General features: G+C 48.8%; 16 protein-coding genes and 2 other RNA genes. 6 read left to right on the forward strand and 12 right to left on the reverse strand.

What is annotated here, in order from left to right; genetic code table 11:
- Window positions 1–21: 21 nt before the first annotated feature.
- From P8P30_05710 to recO, 3 genes are all read right to left on the reverse strand, one after another.
- Window positions 22–927, reverse strand: a complete 906-nt coding sequence (locus tag P8P30_05710) for an AAC(3) family N-acetyltransferase (GenBank protein MDG1287046.1) — start codon at window positions 925–927, stop codon at window positions 22–24.
- A 123-nt stretch (window positions 928–1,050) separates the two neighbouring features.
- Complete coding sequence (locus tag P8P30_05715; protein MDG1287047.1) at window positions 1,051–2,085, reverse strand: hypothetical protein; 1,035 nt, start codon at window positions 2,083–2,085, stop codon at window positions 1,051–1,053.
- Window positions 2,078–2,842 carry a DNA repair protein RecO gene (gene recO, locus P8P30_05720; GenBank protein ID MDG1287048.1) on the reverse strand — a complete coding sequence of 255 codons (765 nt, stop codon included), beginning with the start codon at window positions 2,840–2,842 and terminating at the stop codon, window positions 2,078–2,080. The genes P8P30_05715 and recO overlap by 8 nt, the downstream gene beginning before the upstream one ends.
- 136 nt (window positions 2,843–2,978) lie before the next feature.
- Here recO and nth point away from each other — a divergent pair, with 136 nt between their 5' ends.
- Window positions 2,979–3,626 (forward strand): endonuclease III, encoded by a 648-nt coding sequence (gene nth / locus P8P30_05725; GenBank protein ID MDG1287049.1) that lies wholly within the window; start codon window positions 2,979–2,981, stop codon window positions 3,624–3,626.
- Between the two features lie 48 nt (window positions 3,627–3,674).
- Here the strand turns inward: nth and P8P30_05730 are convergent, their stop codons facing one another.
- The gene (locus P8P30_05730) at window positions 3,675–4,415 is read right to left on the reverse strand and encodes a polymer-forming cytoskeletal protein (protein MDG1287050.1); all 741 of its coding nucleotides are present in this window, start codon (window positions 4,413–4,415) and stop codon (window positions 3,675–3,677) included.
- Window positions 4,416–4,579: 164 nt separating this feature from the next.
- Here P8P30_05730 and ffh point away from each other — a divergent pair, with 164 nt between their 5' ends.
- Together ffh and P8P30_05740 are read left to right on the forward strand one after the other, a co-directional pair.
- Window positions 4,580–6,064 (forward strand): signal recognition particle protein, encoded by a 1,485-nt coding sequence (ffh, locus tag P8P30_05735; GenBank protein ID MDG1287051.1) that lies wholly within the window; start codon window positions 4,580–4,582, stop codon window positions 6,062–6,064.
- Window positions 6,065–6,075: 11 nt separating this feature from the next.
- On the forward strand, window positions 6,076–6,462 hold the full coding sequence (locus tag P8P30_05740) for a hypothetical protein (GenBank protein ID MDG1287052.1): 387 nt from the start codon (window positions 6,076–6,078) through the stop codon (window positions 6,460–6,462).
- A gap of 59 nt (window positions 6,463–6,521) precedes the next feature.
- Here P8P30_05740 and ssrA read toward each other — a convergent pair.
- Window positions 6,522–6,863, reverse strand: a transfer-messenger RNA (tmRNA) gene (gene ssrA, locus P8P30_05745).
- A 70-nt stretch (window positions 6,864–6,933) separates the two neighbouring features.
- On the opposite strand from ssrA, the gene P8P30_05750 reads away from it, so the two are divergent.
- Window positions 6,934–8,658, forward strand: coding sequence for an EAL domain-containing protein (locus P8P30_05750; protein ID MDG1287053.1), 1,725 nt, complete (start codon window positions 6,934–6,936; stop codon window positions 8,656–8,658).
- A 1-nt stretch (window position 8,659) separates the two neighbouring features.
- On the opposite strand, the gene P8P30_05755 is transcribed toward P8P30_05750, so the two are convergent.
- Window positions 8,660–9,196: a hypothetical protein gene (locus P8P30_05755; protein ID MDG1287054.1), complete on the reverse strand. Its 537-nt coding sequence runs from the start codon at window positions 9,194–9,196 to the stop codon at window positions 8,660–8,662.
- Window positions 9,197–9,297: 101 nt separating this feature from the next.
- Between P8P30_05755 and P8P30_05760 the strand changes: the two genes are divergently transcribed.
- The gene (locus tag P8P30_05760) at window positions 9,298–9,870 is read left to right on the forward strand and encodes a NifU family protein (GenBank protein MDG1287055.1); all 573 of its coding nucleotides are present in this window, start codon (window positions 9,298–9,300) and stop codon (window positions 9,868–9,870) included.
- 6 nt (window positions 9,871–9,876) lie between these two features.
- Here P8P30_05760 and P8P30_05765 read toward each other — a convergent pair whose 3' ends face one another.
- From P8P30_05765 to ffs, 4 genes are all read right to left on the reverse strand, one after another.
- Window positions 9,877–11,127, reverse strand: coding sequence for an MFS transporter (locus P8P30_05765; protein MDG1287056.1), 1,251 nt, complete (start codon window positions 11,125–11,127; stop codon window positions 9,877–9,879).
- A 6-nt stretch (window positions 11,128–11,133) separates the two neighbouring features.
- Window positions 11,134–11,436, reverse strand: coding sequence for a YbaB/EbfC family nucleoid-associated protein (locus tag P8P30_05770; protein ID MDG1287057.1), 303 nt, complete (start codon window positions 11,434–11,436; stop codon window positions 11,134–11,136).
- A 5-nt stretch (window positions 11,437–11,441) separates the two neighbouring features.
- Complete coding sequence (locus P8P30_05775) at window positions 11,442–13,157, reverse strand: DNA polymerase III subunit gamma/tau (GenBank protein MDG1287058.1); 1,716 nt, start codon at window positions 13,155–13,157, stop codon at window positions 11,442–11,444.
- Window positions 13,144–13,238, reverse strand: an RNA gene (gene ffs, locus P8P30_05780) — signal recognition particle sRNA small type. The genes P8P30_05775 and ffs overlap by 14 nt, the downstream gene beginning before the upstream one ends.
- A gap of 245 nt (window positions 13,239–13,483) precedes the next feature.
- On the opposite strand from ffs, the gene gyrB reads away from it, so the two are divergent.
- The gene (gyrB, locus tag P8P30_05785; protein MDG1287059.1) at window positions 13,484–15,901 is read left to right on the forward strand and encodes a DNA topoisomerase (ATP-hydrolyzing) subunit B; all 2,418 of its coding nucleotides are present in this window, start codon (window positions 13,484–13,486) and stop codon (window positions 15,899–15,901) included.
- 117 nt (window positions 15,902–16,018) lie between these two features.
- Here the strand turns inward: gyrB and P8P30_05790 are convergent, their stop codons facing one another.
- Both P8P30_05790 and P8P30_05795 read right to left on the reverse strand, forming a co-directional pair.
- Window positions 16,019–17,311, reverse strand: a complete 1,293-nt coding sequence (locus P8P30_05790; GenBank protein MDG1287060.1) for a hypothetical protein — start codon at window positions 17,309–17,311, stop codon at window positions 16,019–16,021.
- A gap of 772 nt (window positions 17,312–18,083) precedes the next feature.
- On the reverse strand, window positions 18,084–18,188 hold a 105-nt coding region (locus tag P8P30_05795; GenBank protein MDG1287061.1), incomplete at its 5' end, for an IS1595 family transposase.

The raw sequence follows: 18,188 nt of genomic DNA on the forward strand, positions 1-18,188 counted from the left end.
CCACAGCCAATTCCAAGTAAATTAACCGCGTTTCTCATAAATCGTGACGCCTTCATCGGCTGCTTTAAGCAGAGCCTCTGTTACGGCCTTGGCGCCGATGCAGAAAAACGGGACGCCGTGCCAGTGCCATTCACGCAACTCATTTGGCTGCAAATACGCCTCGATACGCTCGACTCGGCGCAGGTCATTATTATTGGCGCGGATCAGGGTGAAATCATGTTCTTGTGCCTTCGCATCCACGATTTTCATGGGCACGTGATCGTAATCGAGCGGGTATGGGAATTTCTCACCCAAAACATTTTCCACCGTATGCACCTGCGTTAGCACGCGGAAATACTGACAGCCCAGACCGATAATTTCCGTCTGATAATCATTCATGCGCATGAATGGCGAATCCGCGCCGAAGATGCTGCCACACGTATGGTGCGCCTCATTGAGTTTTTCGGCCAGAGGGCCAATCGCGCAGATCGAATGGGTTGGATGCAGGCTGCGGTTCACGCCCTGTTTATTGCGGAAATACTCGGTCATAAAACCGGTTTCTGATTTGGCTTGGATCACATCGAAAATTGGGTTTTCTGTATAGAGCTGTGTCGCATCGTAAGCTTTCCCGCCAAAGATAAAGGCAGGCATGCAGAGCGTACGATTTGTTTTAATGGCATAATCGGCAAGCGCATCGGCGAGTTCTTGCGGGCTCCCCGAATACATCGGATAGAGATCATGCATGGAGCTATGCAGCATGATTACTTCGGTCGAATCTGGCAGTTGCGAGTCAAGATGATCGACTAGATCCTGCGCGCTGAAAGGCCCATGATAAGCACGGCGAATCGGTGCCATTTTCTTTTTCGTTTTGCGCAGTGTTTGCTTAATACCATTACGCGTTTCTTGCGAAAGAACCCGGCGCAATAGCGCATAAATTTTAGACTTCATATTATTTATTCACCTCCATTTTTACAAAATGTAGGGGGCGCTCACACGGCGCGTATCCTTCGCCGCTAACGGCGGATTGGCCTTGCCAATCTAACCTCAAGATCAACTGTTTAATAAAAACCTTCATTTCCACTCAGTATCCTCTGCTAATAGTAACTGCCCTTCATGCTTCGTTACGGCACGCGATGAAAGTATCATTTTATTACCCGGCAGCACGCCTTTAGGCAGATGGAAAATACCAAATTGCGGCACTTTATCATTAGTTGCTTGATAGACATCCTGCCAGCTTCCATCAGGGCGCAACGCAATGAGATGTGCGAGATTATCTTTCACTGCAGGGCCCGGCTCTGCGGTTGTTCCTAGATACACGCCACCCGCCTCGTTACGCGTCATATAATAAGCAGGACCTGGCAGTTCATAGATAATTTCAGGCTCGGTTGGGTTATGTTTATCGACTTGCAAAATGTACGAAGTCTCAAGCGGTGAATCCATTCCCCAGATAAGCTTATCTTCTAGGATGATCATATCCACCGCGCGGCTCTTTTGGCCGAAATTACAAAATTTATGCACGGTCTCAAATTCATCATCCGTATAATAGATGGTGCATTCCTCATCTTCATCGCCGCACGGAATCCAGATGCGTTGGGGCATATAAGGATCATTTAGCAAGGCGTGAATGTGACGAACCTCACCGGCTGCAAATGCATGTACGGGCGCGAAGCTCAAGCTATCTTCACGACTGCCCAACACCTCCACCGCGCGACGCTGCGCATTGCCGAAATACTCGCCGTAATAGACTCGGCCAGAGGCACCGATGCAGGTACTGCGCATCATCGGACGGGTATCTGACGGCATCGAAACTTTGCTCGCACGCCCTTGATCGAGCAACCACCAACCATGGTCATTCGCGACGAGGTAACGTGACTCATCAATCGGACAGGCATGTAATATGCCGTACTTTAAAATACGATCGACCAAACGGATATGACAGGGTAGCTGCTTAATTCCCCAAGGAACATCGCCCAAAGGTTCCTGCGTTTTGAAATCCTGCATCGAAAGTCGGAACAGTCGGTTTTTCGAGGAACAAATCAGCCACTCGCCTTGCACCGCATGCGCTACCGTGTTTTTCAAAAGCGGGTGAAAGGCGAGTTCAGGCATCTTCCGGCTCCCGATCCCACTGCATTTTATTGACCTGATTCTGCATACGGTTGCGCGCTTCAGGTAGCGACTTATTATGACTCGCAAACAAACGATGCTCTAAGAAATAACCGCTCAGACGCAACGCCTGATTCAGCATCACCCCATCAACCGACGCGGATGAATCACGCAAAAAGGCAGGCAGCGCTAATAGCTTCTCTTTATAGGCCGCACCCGCATCTTCCGTAACGGCACAGCCTGATTTTGGCGACACATAGGCGAGATTCTCGACCTCACCCGTCACCACGCAACGCTTCAGTTCCAAACGAAATCCGCATTCAGAAAGCAGCTGCAATTCGTAACGCGCATAATCCGCAAGCCACGCTTCATTGCGCTTCATTTTATCTAATAGACTCGCCAACGCATCGTATAATTGCGGATGCGGGTCATGCTCCGCCATCGTGGTTTGCGTTAATATAAGTAACGAGTTCAATCCGGCCAACCGTAAAGGATCATTCAAGAAATAAGCGGCGACAGGAGATAACATTTCGCATTTCAAGCTGCCTAAATGCTCAGCTAAACGCGCGCTCCACTCCACCTGCAAAACATTGCCCGGCTGATAATTGCCGCGATTCTTCCGACCCGTCGCACCGCGCACAGCCCCCGAAATCAAACCATAGTCGCGGCCAAATAATCGGCAAATGCCGGTCGATTCGCTGTATTTGGTGACTCCTAATAAAATGGCATGATCGGTAAAACGCATCAGGCATTGTGTCATTGCGAGCGCAGCGTGGCAATCCAGAATTTACGCGTTCACTGGGATGACGGCGCGCTTTCACGCTACGTCTTTCTTCACTGCGCTCCGTTTGCCGCGTCACTTGCGCTCCTCGCCATGACGAGCTAGATAATAAGCTATGAACAAACAAGCACTCACTGAAATTTTTAGTCGCCTACAAGCGGCTGATCCTGAACCGGTGACGGAACTTGATTATACCAACGAATTCACGCTACTCGTGGCGATCGTACTATCGGCTCAGGCGACGGATGTGGGAGTCAATAAGGCCACCAAAGCGCTCTTTGCGAAATATGATACGCCACACGCGATGCTCGAATTAGGGCTAGAGGGCTTGAAGGGTTACATCAAAACGATCGGCCTGTTTAATTCAAAAGCCAAAAATGTGATCGCCCTATGTGAAATGCTCATTCACGTTTTTGGCAATGAGATTCCAGAAACCACGCAAGAGTTGATCAAACTTCCGGGAGTCGGCACCAAGACCGCCGCGGTTTGGCTCAATTGCGCGCGCGATCACCCTACGATTGCGGTGGACACGCATGTATTTCGCGTGGCCAATCGTACAGGGATGGTCAAAACCAAAACGACCGATGCGACTCAACAAGCGCTCGAAAAGAAAGTGCCTGCCGAGTTCAAACAGAATGCCCATCACTGGATGATCTTACATGGCCGCTACACTTGCAAAGCGCGCAAGCCCATGTGCTTCAACTGCCGGATTGATGATATTTGTCGATTTAAGCAGAAGACACCGCCACCGGAAGGTACATAAAAAAAGGGAGCACGAGGCTCCCTTTTCATTGACCTGATGAGTCAGAATTTATGCGGCAGCTTTTTCTTTTTTGCTGCTTTTCTCAACTGCTTTTTTAGCAGCTTCTGGCGAGTATGACTTGATCGTACCGGTCAATTCGCCGCCACGTTCAATTTCGATTTCACCGTAAGTAATCTTACCGCGAACTTTACCCGTTGCGTAAATCACCAAACGACCACGAACGGTTAATTCCCCGTCGAATTCGCCGCTAATTTCAGCATCTTCAATTTCTGCAGCGCCCTTGAAAGAGCCTGTTTCAGAAATTTCTACCGTGTGCACTTCGTTCAAGACTGCATCTACAGCGCCTTCAATCACCAAACGGTCACAGGTTGCGATTTCACCTTTAAGCAAAATGTCATGACCGACGGTTAGCACGCGACGACCTGCCGGTGGTTTTGGTTTTTCGCTAGGAGCACCCATGGGCGCTGCAGCCATTCCGCCTGCCGGACGATAATCCGAACCCGGACGACCTGCACCTGCGGGGCGAGTTGCTTCGCCACCTGGACGGAAACTTGCTGGGCGTGTTGCTGATTCTGCAGGACGCGTATAGCCACCTGCGGGTGCCATTGGCGTCACTGCTGCTGGCGCTGCGGCGGCAACTGGAGCAGTCGCTTCCGGTGCTGCTGCCATTGGCGTCACTGCTGCTGGTGCTGTCGCCATTTGCGGCTCGTTCTTTTCGTTTGTATCTGCTGGCATGTTTCCCCCTGCTTCGCTCAATAAATCGATATCATCTTCTTTGCGTTTGAACATTGTATTCCTCCTCGAAATCTTCTTTTTCTTCGTGCGCTCGTGCAATATAGCAACACCATAACCCAAGCATTTCCTTATTCCCAGCGAATTTTTGGGATTTCCTGATTTTTATTTCTTGACTTCAATCGTTGCTATCTGCGGCTTTGCGGCTTATATACAGTAACATGTTTGAATCACTCAGTAATCGCCTTGGCGGTATCTTTAGCGGGCTTAGCGGCCGCGGTAAATTAAGCGAAAAAGACATCGACACTGCCATGCGCGAGGTGCGTATCGCTTTACTCGAAGCGGATGTCGCCCTGCCCGTCGTTAAAGATTTCGTCAAAAGCTTGAAAGAAAAAGCCCTCGGTGCGGAGGTGATTAAGAATGTTAATCCCGCACAAATGGTTATCAAGCTAGTACAAGACCATCTTGAAGAATTACTGGGTTCGGAAATCGTTGAACTAAACTTACGCGCCGAACCTCCTGTTGTCATTTTGATGTGCGGGTTGCAAGGCTCTGGTAAAACGACCAGTTCCGGCAAACTTGCCTTACGCTTAAAAGATAAAGAAAATAAGAAAGTGATGCTCGCGTCACTGGATACGCAACGCCCTGCCGCACAAGAGCAGCTTGAAGTGCTCGCCGGACAGGTTGAAGTCGACTCCCTTCCGATCGTCAAAGGCGAAAATGCGCTGACCATCACCAAGCGCGCGCTGAAGGAAGCCAAGCTTTCCGGTATGGATGTATTGATCCTTGATACTGCAGGTCGCCTCCACCTTGACGGTGAGTTGATGGATGAGTTACTGCAGATTCGTAATCTGTCCAAACCGACTGAAACACTCCTTGTCGCCGATGCGCTGACCGGCCAAGATGCCGTAACCATCGCCCGTGAGTTCCACGAGAAGATTGGCGTGACTGGCATTATCCTCACCCGTATTGATGGTGATGGCCGTGGCGGTGCCGCACTCTCTATGCGTCAGGTAACGGGCCAGCCGATTAAGTTTATGGGTGTCGGTGAAAAAGTCACTGAATTTGAACCATTCCACCCGGAACGTATTGCCAGCCGTATTTTGGATATGGGTGATGTGGTCTCGCTTGTTGAAAAAGCCGCTGAAACGATTGATGCCGCAGAGGCTGAGGCGATGGCAAAGAAGATGCAATCGGGCATGTTCGATTTCAACGACCTCGCCAATCAACTCAAGCAGATGAGCAAAATGGGCGGCCTCGGCGGCCTCATGAAAATGCTACCGGGTATGGGTAAGATGAAAGGCCAGCTTGATGCAGCAGGCATGGATGATTCGGTTATCACACGCCAACAAGCCATTATTGGTTCGATGACGAAGAAAGAACGCGCCAACCCGAAGCTTCTCAATGGCTCGCGCAAGAAACGAATTGCTGCAGGCGCAGGCGTAGAAGTGCCCGAAGTGAACCGCCTCATCAAAGCGCAAATGCAAATGCAAACCATGATGAAGAAAATGAAAAAGATGGGCGGTGGCAAAGGCGGCATGATGAAAATGATGCAGCAAATGGGCGGCATGCCCGGCATGGGCGACATGATGAAAGGCGCTGGCGGTGGTGGCGCTGCAATGCCCGATATGAGCAAAATGCCACAAATGCCTCAAGGCGGCGCCGGCGGATTACCGCCAGAATTGGCCAAATTGCTCAAAAAATGATATAATGAGGGATGATTCAAAAAATCGCACTCCTCATTTTAGGGATTGGCCTGATGGTCGGTGGATTTTATTGGGCGGAAAATTATTCTTCAGGAAAATCTAAAGCCGTTTACGAAAAATTCGCACGAGACTTAAGCTCCGGCAATATTCAAGCGGCTTATGATGTACTTCATCCAAACGCGCAACGCGGCATCCCGTTTGCCCAATTCAAAGCAGCATTTGGCCGCCTACAACCGATTGTAACTATCTCCATGCACCCAGAGAGCACCATTGACAAAATGTTCGGGAAGACCTTCAGCGTGCAGGGCTGCGAAAGTGAATATACCATGAAAGCCGTCGATTATGTCGGCGAAATACTGATCACTCGCTTCAACTTCAAACCTTTTTGCGGTTATTAAGAAGAACAGGCCATCCATAGCATTATCGGCCTAATACTGAGCGAAAATTATCGTAAATAAGTGAGGGGTTCCTGTTGCCCGGTACCCCTCGGACCGCGTTTACAAACTGTACTCGTTAGGTGCCGTTAGGCAGCCATACGAGCAGCTACGACAAAATTGTCGTTAGATGCAACAGTCGCTGAATTATCATTAGCAACTATAAAGTTTGACCCGATTCGGTGGTATCATGCCGAGCGAAAATAATTTCTTTATTACGTCTGTCGAGTCTGTTTCATCCCCCTAAATGGTGGAGATGCCGAGTACTGCCCTCGGGTCCAATCCGCCTATTCCAAACAACGTTTATCGCCATAGTTCAAAAGAACAGGTCAATTATGCCTCACTTGCACCCCTATGGGAAGGGAATTGCACCTGGATTGGATCATTTTATTGAGTAACACTTAATTTCACAGCCAAAGGCAGTAAAATTAACAAATGTCTAGTTCAGCACAACAAGCCACAACCGTCGATGCTTTAAAGCAAGATCGCGACCGGTTCGTCGCCTTTGCCTTCGCCTCCTCGGATATGCTCATCGAGTTAAATGAAAACCACGATATCGTCTATATTGACGGTGCCACACGTGGATTTTTAGGCGATGCCGCAGATAGTTTTTTAAATAGAAACGTCACAGAATTATTCGAAGAAGGCCAATCAAAAAGCTGGAAACGGATCTTATATGACATCACCAACACGGGCCGCGTACAGCAGCGAAAGCTCATTCTGGCCAGTCGAATTTTCCCCAACCTTCCCGTCGCCATCTCTGGCGTTACATTGCCGAGTAACGAAACGTCCATTTTCTTGAGCTTTTCGATCCTACGACACGAGATAGATGAAAGTGAAATTTCCGCACGTGACATCACTACCGGTTTATTCAATCGCGAAGAATTTTCGAAACGAGCAGCCGAACGCATGCGTGAGCTAGTCGATTCAGGAATTGACGCGCAGATGTCGTTGATCGACCTACCTGACTTCAAAGGTTTCCTCGATAAATTAGAGCCCGAAAGAGCCAAAGAATTAAGCCTCCAAATTGCAGAATATCTACGCAGTCACTCCATTGCTGAAGATACAGCAGGCCTCGTAGATGACGGTGTTTTCAGTTTTGTTCACGATGAAACGGTTGTAGGGGACGATGTCTTAAGTGAAGTAAAATCGCTCCTCGTCAAACTTGCCCCTACCATGCAGGGGATGACGGCACAGCTCTCAACGGTTGAAGCAAATATCGGCAATTTAAACGAAGAGGATGCCTCGCGCGCGATTCTCTACACGCTCAACCATTTTGCAGAAACAAAAGAAAACTTCAGCTTCAATTCGATCCAAGATAGTTATGATGCGCTGCTCGATGAAACCGTTCAACGCATCAGCAGTTTTAAATCCACGGTCGAAGATGATGCGTTCCAGATCGCCTACCAACCGATCGTCGATTTACGCAACGGCAAAATTCACCATTACGAAGCCCTCGTACGGTTCGATACTTCTAGCTCAGCGCACTCTTGCAACCCTTTCCAATTCATCAATTTTGGCGAACAGACAGGACTCATTAGCGAATTCGATCTCGCCATGTGCCGCCGAACGTTAGAAGTTTTGGACCGCGCGCATGATGCCGGTCGTTGGCCGCTAGTAGCGATCAACCTCTCTGGAAAATCGCTCTCATCGCAATTTTTCATGGATACGATGCTTATTCTACTGGATAAGTTCCCCCATATTCGCAAGCAACTGATTATTGAGGTGACTGAATCGGCTAAAATCACCGATATGGAATGCGCCAACCGCTTCATACAAGAGCTACGCAAACGTGGCCATGTTTGCTGCCTCGATGACTTTGGTGTCGCGGAATCCTCGTTCGACTATTTACGTCACCTACATGTGGACCACATCAAAATCGATGGCAGTTACGTGCAAGATAACCTCGACACCACACGTGGCCGACACTTGTTACGCGCGATGGTCGGCATGTGCCGCAACCTCGGCATGACGACGATTGCGGAAATGGTCGAAGATAAGAAGACCGCCTCTGTCCTATGGGAGAGCGGTGTGCATTACGGTCAAGGCTGGTTGTTTGGCAAACCCAATACGGATGAATCTACTTTAGAAAACTGGAATCAAAAAACGCCGGATTTCGAAGGAATGATGACGACTAAAAAAGACGAACCAGAGGACTAGATTAACGACCTAGAAGATCATTGCCGGGACTGGACTTAATCCATCGCCTCGGCTGAATTTTATAAGTGTCTTCATGCATTTTCTTAGTAAGATCACTATCATGCTTAAGCTGGCCAGCAAGTGCTTTTATATCCGCTGCGATCATGAAACCATTCGACTCTAATTGACCGCTCTTTTCATCAATAAATGAAAGTAACTGCTCCATTACATAATTTCCCGTATTGGCCAGTTCTTTAAATTTTATGGCCGCAGCAGGCTGAGATATTTCATTCTGTTCCAAGGAATCTCTCAAAGAATCAAACGCCGCTAGCGCCTCTACCCGCGCCTGCTCTATACCATGTAATTCTGCGGCAGTCGCTGCTGCACTTCCCGGCGCTGGGCGGTTGGGCGCTATATCTTTGGATAAGAGTGGAAAGGGGAATTCTTGCCTCATCGCTTTAATGGCGACGCCAGCCCTGCCCAACATGGTCAAGGCGCGATGGATACGCCCGGTAGTTACCACATTCACCGGATTTAAAAAGTTAGACCCCATTACCATGTCAACATCATAGCGGTTGTCCCTTAATATTTCACTAACTTCACTTGCAAAATCTCGCGCATCGCCCTATCTAAGCCTGAGTAAATTAGTAAGGCTTAGATATGTTCATTCAAACCGAGACCACTCCAAACCCGCAAACCCTTAAGTTCCTGCCCGGCAAGCAAGTAATGCAAGCTGGTGCGACCGCTTTCTTTACCCGCAAGGAAGAAGCAGCTGAGAAATCTGAACTCGCCGCAACCATGTTTGAAGTAGACGGCATTAATGCTATCTTTTTCGGCACTGACTTTGTGAGTATCACCAAGAGCGAAACAGTAGATTGGGACGCGCTAAAAGCACAAATTCTCAGCCGCATTATGGATCATTTTGTCGCTGGAAAACCGGTAATGAATGACGCGACCGCCAGCGCGGACAAAGGCGGTTCTGACGAAGCCGATTCCGACATTGCGCGCACGATTAAAGAATTAATTGAAACGCGCGTGCGCCCAGCTGTGGCACAAGATGGCGGTGATATCGTCTTTAAAGGCTTTGAAGAATCTTCTGGTACCGTAAAATTAGAGCTACACGGCTCATGCTCTGGCTGCCCAAGCAGCACCATCACACTCAAAGACGGTATCGAAAACATGCTCAAACATTATGTACCTGAAGTAAAAACGGTAGAAGCAGTCGCTGAGTAGATTCCTCTAACGCAACGCCTCGAAGGTTCGGTCTTTATAGAGTGCCAGCGCGATGAGTGAGCAAATACAGCAAATCATCACGTAATAGGCGACAGAAGCAGTATCGCCGGTGCGATCAATCAGCCATACGCAAACCATGGGTGTGGTGCCGCCAAAGATTGTCGCGGTTAGGTTATACGGAATCGCCATGCCGGAATAGCGTACAGAGGTAGGGAACATCTCGACGAGTAGCGCAGGCACAGGGCCTAGATAACAGCCAATTAAGAATGCCAGCCCGACTTGGAGCGTGAGAATTTGCGAATAATTTCCCGGCTCTAATGCCGTAAAGAGCGGCATCACCACCACCAATATTGCAGCGGCGACCACCATCAACACCTTCTTACGGCCAATCTTATCCGAGAAGATGGCCGAGAGCGGGAACGCCACCAGCATCGCCAGCAGGTTGAGGGTATTGATGGAGAGCGATTCGCTTTTCTCCAACCCCATATGCAATTCGTTAAAGGAGATAAAATAGATCGCGACCAGATAGAATGGCATGGTCACGGTCATGTAGATCGCAAAGGCTTCCAGCATCTCGCGCCAGTGGCTTTTGAAAGCTTGTTTAACCGGGGATTCTGCGAGTATCCCCTGCTCTTTCGCCGCCAAGTAAGTGGGGCTTTCTTCGCAATGCGAGCGAATGTAGAAGCCAACAAAACCAATCGCAATACCGAGGATGAATGGCACGCGCCACCCCCAGGTGAGGAAGTCTTCCTCCGGCAACATCGAGAATAAATTGGCGACGATAGAACCCATCATAAAACCAATAATCAAACTGCTCATCGACATCGAACCGATAAAGCCACGCTTGGCTTGCGGGGAATGCTCGACCATGAAGGCCATCGAGCCCGAAAACTCTCCGCCCAATGACAAGCCTTGCAGCACCCGAATCATCGTCAACAGCACCGGCGCCATCACGCCGACCATCTCATACGTGGGAAGTAAGCCAATACAACCTGTCGGAATCGCCATCATCAAAACGGCGACGGTTAACGCCATTCGGCGGCCATATTTATCGCCCAGCCAACCGAAGAAGACCGCGCCGACCGGCCGCGCAATAAAACCAGCGGCAAAAACGCCGTAAGTGGCGATTAAGCCAACGACAGGATCGGTTCCGGGAAAGAATAGATCGCGCAACACCACCGCCATATGGCCATAAATGGCGAAGTCATACCACTCCAACCCATTACCGACCATAGATGCAGTGATGACTTTACGCATGAATTTTTAGAAGGGTAGCTTCATGCCGCCAGTTGCGTCTGACATGGCATCAGCATTGAGTGTATCTGCCTTTTGCTTGGCATCGTTAAAGGCGGCCATGACGGCGGCTTCGAGCATCTCTTTATCTTCAGGGTCGATGAGATCTTCGGAGATTGAGATCGCTTTCATATCATGCTTGCCTGAGAGGGTGACTTTCACTGCACCGCCGGCGGTGGTGCCCTCAACCTCCATTGCCGCCAACTCTTCTTGCAATGTCGCCATCTTGGCTTGCATTTGTTGGGCTTGTTTCATCATTTTTTGAATATTCATGGGACTTATGCTCCGAGTTTTATTTCTTTAATTTCTGAACCGGGGAAAGCGGCTAGCACCTCTTCCACCAATGGATGTTTACGAATTTTCGCCTCTTGCGCGGCGATTCTGCTGTCTTTTTGTTCACGTAGAGACGGATTTCCCGGCTCGCTACTGACGACAACCATCCATGCATCACCGCTCCACTCTTTGAGCTTTTCGGAAATCTCGGCTGGCACATCGCGGCCTACACTCTCGCCAAAATTAATCTCTAGCTTACCTCTAGAGAAACTCACCAAACGTGATTCCGTATAAAGCTGATGAGAGAGCATCATTTCTTTTTTGCGTTTAAACAGTTCGACGATACTGGCAAAGCTGGCAAAATCATCGGAACGCTGCGCTTCTTCCAATAGGTTTTCATTAGCAACAACCTCAGGCGCGGGTGCGGCGACTGCGACAGGTGTGGGGGCGGCTATTGCAACAGGAGCTGGCGCGGGTGCCGCCGGTGCCGATACCGTTGGTGTCGCCGCAGAACTGCTTGCTGTTTCTGCTTTCAGCTTTTTCAGCAATTGACCCGGATCTGGCAAATCAGAAAGATGTGCAAGGCGGATGATAATCATCTCCGCTGCGGCCAGAGCGTTGCTTACTTGCGCAATCTCCTGCATGCCTTTGGCGAGTACTTGCCAACTGCGTGTTAGAAGCCCCAAGCTCAACTTGCCTGATAATTCTTTTAGGCGGGTATATTCCGGTGCAATCTCTGCCCCATCGGCTTGCGTATTTGTTTTAAGTAATGTGATTTCATGCACACGCCCCATCAATTCCTGTAGAACCAACGCCGGATCATTTCCATCTGCATATTGCGCGCGCAGTAACCCGATCGCTTCGCTCACTTCGCCCGCATAGAGGTGCTCTAGCAAACTTACGGTACGGCTCTTATCTGCCATGCCTAGCATTTGCGCAACCTTGCCTGTAGCGACCGTTGTTTTGCCCTGTGCTTCATCGCCCAAGGCAATGGCTTGATCGAGCATAGAAAGTGCATCACGCACAGAGCCTTCGGCAGCTCCTGCAATAAGCTTCAACTCATCTTCGGCGATGGTGACATTCTCTTTTGCGGAAATATTCGCCAAATGCGCGGCAAGCTCTGAGACCTCCACACGACGTAGATCAAATTTCTGACAGCGAGACAGGATCGTGATTGGAATCTTACGAAGTTCTGTGGTCGCAAAGATAAATTTCACATGCTCCGGCGGCTCTTCCAGCGTTTTCAAAAGCGCGTTAAACGCACTTTTAGAGAGCATGTGCACCTCATCAATAATATAGATTTTGGCGCGCGCTTGGCCGGGAGCATAATGCACGGTCTCAATAATATCACGGATGTCATCAACACCAGTACGCGAGGCGGCATCCATTTCCATCACATCAATGTGGCGATCTTCGGTGATGGCAACGCAATTGGCGCATTTTCCGCACGGGTTGATATTGGCGCCGCTATTGCCATCTTCGCCGATACAGTTGAGCGCCTTGGCGATAATGCGCGCGGTCGTCGTTTTACCGATTCCGCGAATTCCATGCAGCAAGAAGGCATGCGCCACACGGTTACGCTCAATGGCATTCGAGAGGGTCTGCACGAGCACCTCTTGGCCAATAAGATCATCAAAAGTAGTGGGACGGTATTTCCGTGCGAGAACGCGATATTCCATAAGATTAGAACCATTCTTCTTTTTATTATAAAAGGCCGGCAGCGACCCGAAGAGAAAACCGTTACGGCTGCTGCCTCTCGGCCCTGACCGGGTTCACGGACACTTCGCCCGCTGACCGACCCAAAAGGAATGTAACGTCAGTTGAGAGGCGAGACAAGGGATAACTTCGTCATTGCCTGATTTATTCGGCCCATCCATCCATCCCAAAACCTCCTGCGAAATGGATTACCTGAACGAGCCGAGTACTGACGATTTTATCGGGTAAAAATTCAGCCTGAAAATCCACTCTTTTTACTAGCCATGGAGCCGTTTTACTTATAGAAACTAGGGGACTAAAAATAATAAGAATAATCACGGGTAATAACTCCATGACACAAGCAGCTGAACCAGCGAGCAAGGCCGAAGAATACGGCGCAGATTCCATTAAAGTTCTCAAAGGCTTAGAGGCAGTTCGCAAACGCCCGGGCATGTATATTGGCGATACGGATGATGGCTCTGGCCTTCATCATATGGTCTATGAAGTGGTCGATAACTCGATTGATGAAGCCCTTGCAGGCCATTGTGATAAAGTCAGCGTGACGATTAATGCAGATGGCTCCGTTTCGGTTGGCGATAATGGCCGCGGTATTCCGGTTGGCATCCATGAAGGCGAAGGCGTCTCAGCTGCTGAAGTGATCATGACTCAGCTGCATGCGGGGGGTAAGTTTGACTCTAACTCTTATAAAATATCAGGCGGTTTGCATGGCGTAGGTGTATCCGTTGTAAACGCACTCTCCGATTGGTTAGAATTGACTATCTGGCGCGATGGCAAAGAGCATAATGCACGTTTTGAGCTAGGTGACACGGTTAAGCACCTTGAGGTAATGGGTGATGCGGGCGAGAATAAAGGCACGCGAGTCACCTTCATGCCATCACTGGCCACGTTCGCGCATATTGAATTTGATTACCCAACGCTAGAACATCGCTTGCGCGAGTTAGCTTTTTTGAACTCAGGCGCACGCATTGTTTTACGCGACGAACGCCCTACCGAGCCACTTGAAGTAGAACTTTACTACGAAGGTGGCACCACCGCTTATGTTGAATACCTTGATCGCAACAAGCAAGCGTTGCATGAGACCGTCGCTCTGATTGGCGAGACACCAGAGGGAGTCGGCGTAGAAGTAGCGCTGCAATGGAATGATAGCTATCACGAGAACGTGCTTTGCTTCACCAACAACATCCGCCAACGCGATGGCGGAACGCATTTAGCGGGTTTCCGTGGCGCGCTCACACGTGCGATTAACAACTATGCCGTCTCAAGCGGCATCGCGAAAAAAGAAAAAGTAAGCCTTTCAGGTGAAGATGCGCGTGAGGGCCTCACAGCCGTCGTTTCCGTTAAAGTTCCAGACCCTAAATTCTCCAGCCAAACCAAAGACAAACTCGTTTCATCTGAGGTTCGCCCTGCGGTTGAAGGCATCGCTTACGATAAGTTCCAGCAATGGTTTGAAGAGCATCCTAAAGACGCCAAGATGATCATCATGAAGATCGTCGAAGCGTCATCTGCCCGTGAAGCCGCGCGTAAAGCACGCGATCTGACACGACGCAAATCGTCGTTAGAGATATCTTCTCTGCCGGGTAAATTGGCCGATTGCCAAGAAAAAGACCCCGCTAAATCTGAACTCTTCATTGTGGAGGGTGACTCAGCGGGTGGCTCGGCCAAACAAGGTCGTTCGCGTAAATCTCAGGCTATTCTGCCGCTTAAAGGTAAAATTCTGAATGTGGAACGCGCACGCTTTGATCGTATGCTCGGCTCACAAGAAATCGGCACGCTAATTACCGCAATCGGTACCAGCATTGGAGTGGATGATTTTGACGCCAACAAAGCGCGTTACCACAAAATTATTATCATGACCGATGCGGACGTGGATGGTTCTCACATCCGGACACTCCTGCTCACGTTCTTCTACCGCCAAATGTTGCCGCTGATTGAGGCAGGCTTCCTTTATATTGCGCAACCACCGCTTTATAAAATCCGTCGCGGTAATAACGACACCTATTTGAAAGATGATGAAGCACTGCAAACGCACCTCATCAATGGCTTACTTGACGAAGGTAAAGTCACGCTCGGCGATGGTTCTGTGGTGGAAGGCGAAACCCTACGCGGCAAGCTTGAAGCCCTTTGCGAAATTACAGAGCGTTTAGAAATTATGGGCCGCCGTATTCCGCAACATATTCTGGAAGCAGCGGTGATTGTTGATCTCTTCAATGGTGAATTAGGCGATAGTGCTAAAGCAACCGCCCTCGCCGAAACGATGAACCGCTTAGCCTCTGAAGAGGATGGCGGCGGCTGGTCTGTTGTAGGTGAGGATTTTGGCTATCATATTTCGCGCATGCGCCGCGGTGTGGAAGAGCGTCACGTGATTGACGAAAAACTCTTCGGTAGCCGCGAAGGTCGCTTCATCGCACAAAAAAGTGTCGCCGCTGCGGAGTTATTCGCGACAGGCGAAGTTATCTACACGCGCAAAGCCGCTGAAATTAAAGGCACGACGCCGGGTGGCTTCTTCAAAGCCTTGATGGATCAGGCCGGTAAAGGCATCAGCATCCAACGCTTTAAAGGTCTAGGTGAAATGAATCCGGAACAGCTATGGGAAACCACGCTCGACCCTGATACGCGCACCCTACTACAAGTGACGATCGGGCATGCCGAACAAGCGGATGAGATTTTCTCAACCCTAATGGGCGATGTCGTAGAACCCCGCCGCGACTTCATCGTAGAAAACGCCCTAAAAGCCGAGGTGGATGCTTAGAGCACTCCCGCAAAAGGCAGTTAAGGCAAATTTTAGGCCCAGAAAAGAGTTATCCCCCATGCGCTAAGTGCATGGAGGATAAAACTTTTAAAAAAAATACGGAAATAATTTAGAACCTTAGAAAGTAAAACCGACTTTAACAACCCCTTGAGTAAAAAGTTGTTCGCCTTCACTCTGTGTTGCATACGAATACTCTTGGGTAAACCGGTAGCCTTCAATTGAACCACCGACATACCACTTCCCCGTAGCAAAATAAGCGTCCATATTCCACCCTCTAAAGGGGCTGTCTTGGTCGCCAGAGCTTGCGCCTACTGGGACACCTTGAAAAGTGAACCCAAATCGGTGGCAGAAATTCTTCCCCCACTCGATGTTAAAGTTACCTCCTAAGGAAACTCCGACACCTGCCGTGTTGGAAGAGACAAAATCAACAGCAGCCGTTAAACCACCTAAACCGATCAAGGTCATACGGACATCGCCGTCATCTTCCAATTCAAAAGGAAGGCTTAACCCTCCACTAAAAATGGCAGTTTGAAGCGCCTTCCCTTCATCGAGATGGTTAATTCCTCCTGTACGCACTCTATCTACATCTAAAAGAATTGAACCTTCAGCAGCAGCCCACCAGTCAATGGCGCGCTTTGTGTGCATAGCATCCTTCCAAATATTGGTGGAAGGTAAGCGTTCAAGCCCAATCGTCAAAGCTGTAAACTCTGAATTGAAAGTTCTGAACTTATGCGTACCCCCAGTAATACCTGCCGACAAAACGAATTTCCCCGGTAAGTAAGTCGGGCGCAATGCCACGACTGATGCACTTAATTCCGCTGGAGAAATTGCCTTTTTAGGGCCTCCAACTGAAGTAAAGTTCACGCTTACACCACCATCCTCCAAAGGACGGACGGTGAGGTTTGCTGTTTGAACAGCTCCTGGTTGTTGAATGTCTAACTGAAGTTGAGCTTTAATAGCTTCCTCAAGTGGAGCAGACATACCATAACCTTCATAAACTTTTGTGCCTTTGGCGAAAAACTTGAAGTCGTCTCCAATTTCTTCTGCTGAAGACTTCAGGGTTATATCAATATTGATGTCCTGAGCTTTCTGGCTCAAGAATGCCACTTCACGCGTAAGATTATCAATAGTTTCTGCATCAACATTTTTTTGTGCTTTAGCAACTTGCAAGGCTGCCTTAGCATTTGACCATCCCAACACTACCCCATGCAGGTTTTTTTGGTTGCTCGTCCACGCTTTGGTTCCTGCAGTCCGATTTCCCCAATCATAAACACCATTGGCATTTACGGGAAGTCCGACAGCAAGTACCTCTGCAAGGACGTTTTGTGGTACTTTGTAATTTTTTTCCGTTTGTGCGTTCATATTGATCGCAAAAAATCCGACAAGGATGATTAATAGTAAATGCTTCATTTTACTGAATATTTAATGGTTAGGTGGCGGTGATTGCTGATTGCAATTCCGTACCACGTGATAAATTGAAAACGAACGAGAGATTAGTGTCTCGTTTTTTCTTTTCTCTATTAACCGTACATGTGCATCCGAAGAATACATGAATCAAAAATGGGAACCAATCTTATCAAGAAAAGGAGCGCAGAGTTCTGGAACAAAAAAAATAAATGTACAAGAGGTCTCAAGAGAAACTCGTGGCATGTCGCCGGGCTTGGGCGCGTTTAACCCACACAAACCGGGCGACATAACGTGTTATTACTACCGACTATTATATTAACTCTTTGTTAATGTTTGATGACGGAAACCTTAACAAATGGCAAAAAATGTCGATTCTTGTGCAAAAAATGACGAATTATCCGTCTAAAGCGCGCACTCCTGCCCCTACCAGCTCATACATAGAAGCAAGGCTACCCTAGATTACCTCAATGGTGGTGACAGACGTAAGAAGAACCCTGAAAGCCCTCTATGGGAAGCTCTAGAGAAGCGTTGGGAAGCTCTCCTAGAACACTCCAACGCTATGGCTTAGGGGTGCTTGAGCTTGGCATATCGGAAGAAACCACCTAAGAGTCTATTATACAACAATTTATTCTATTCCATGTGATAATCTAACAGGACACCACAGGGGGCTACCCCCCCTGAAACACGCTTCTAGAATTATAAAATATGGGGTGAATATGTGGGGTAAAATTTTAAAGATATATTTCAAGCTATTGATTTTTATAGGGGCTGACACCTAATAATATTCTTTGAGCAACTTTTTCAGGTCTGCCAGTAAGTCACTTGGTGTGCCCATATTAAACCTCCACTCACATTCTTTCAAGAACAGATTAAAATGCTC

The organism is Rickettsiales bacterium, from assembly GCA_029252805.1.
GTDB lineage: Bacteria > Pseudomonadota > Alphaproteobacteria > Rickettsiales > JALZUV01 > JALZUV01.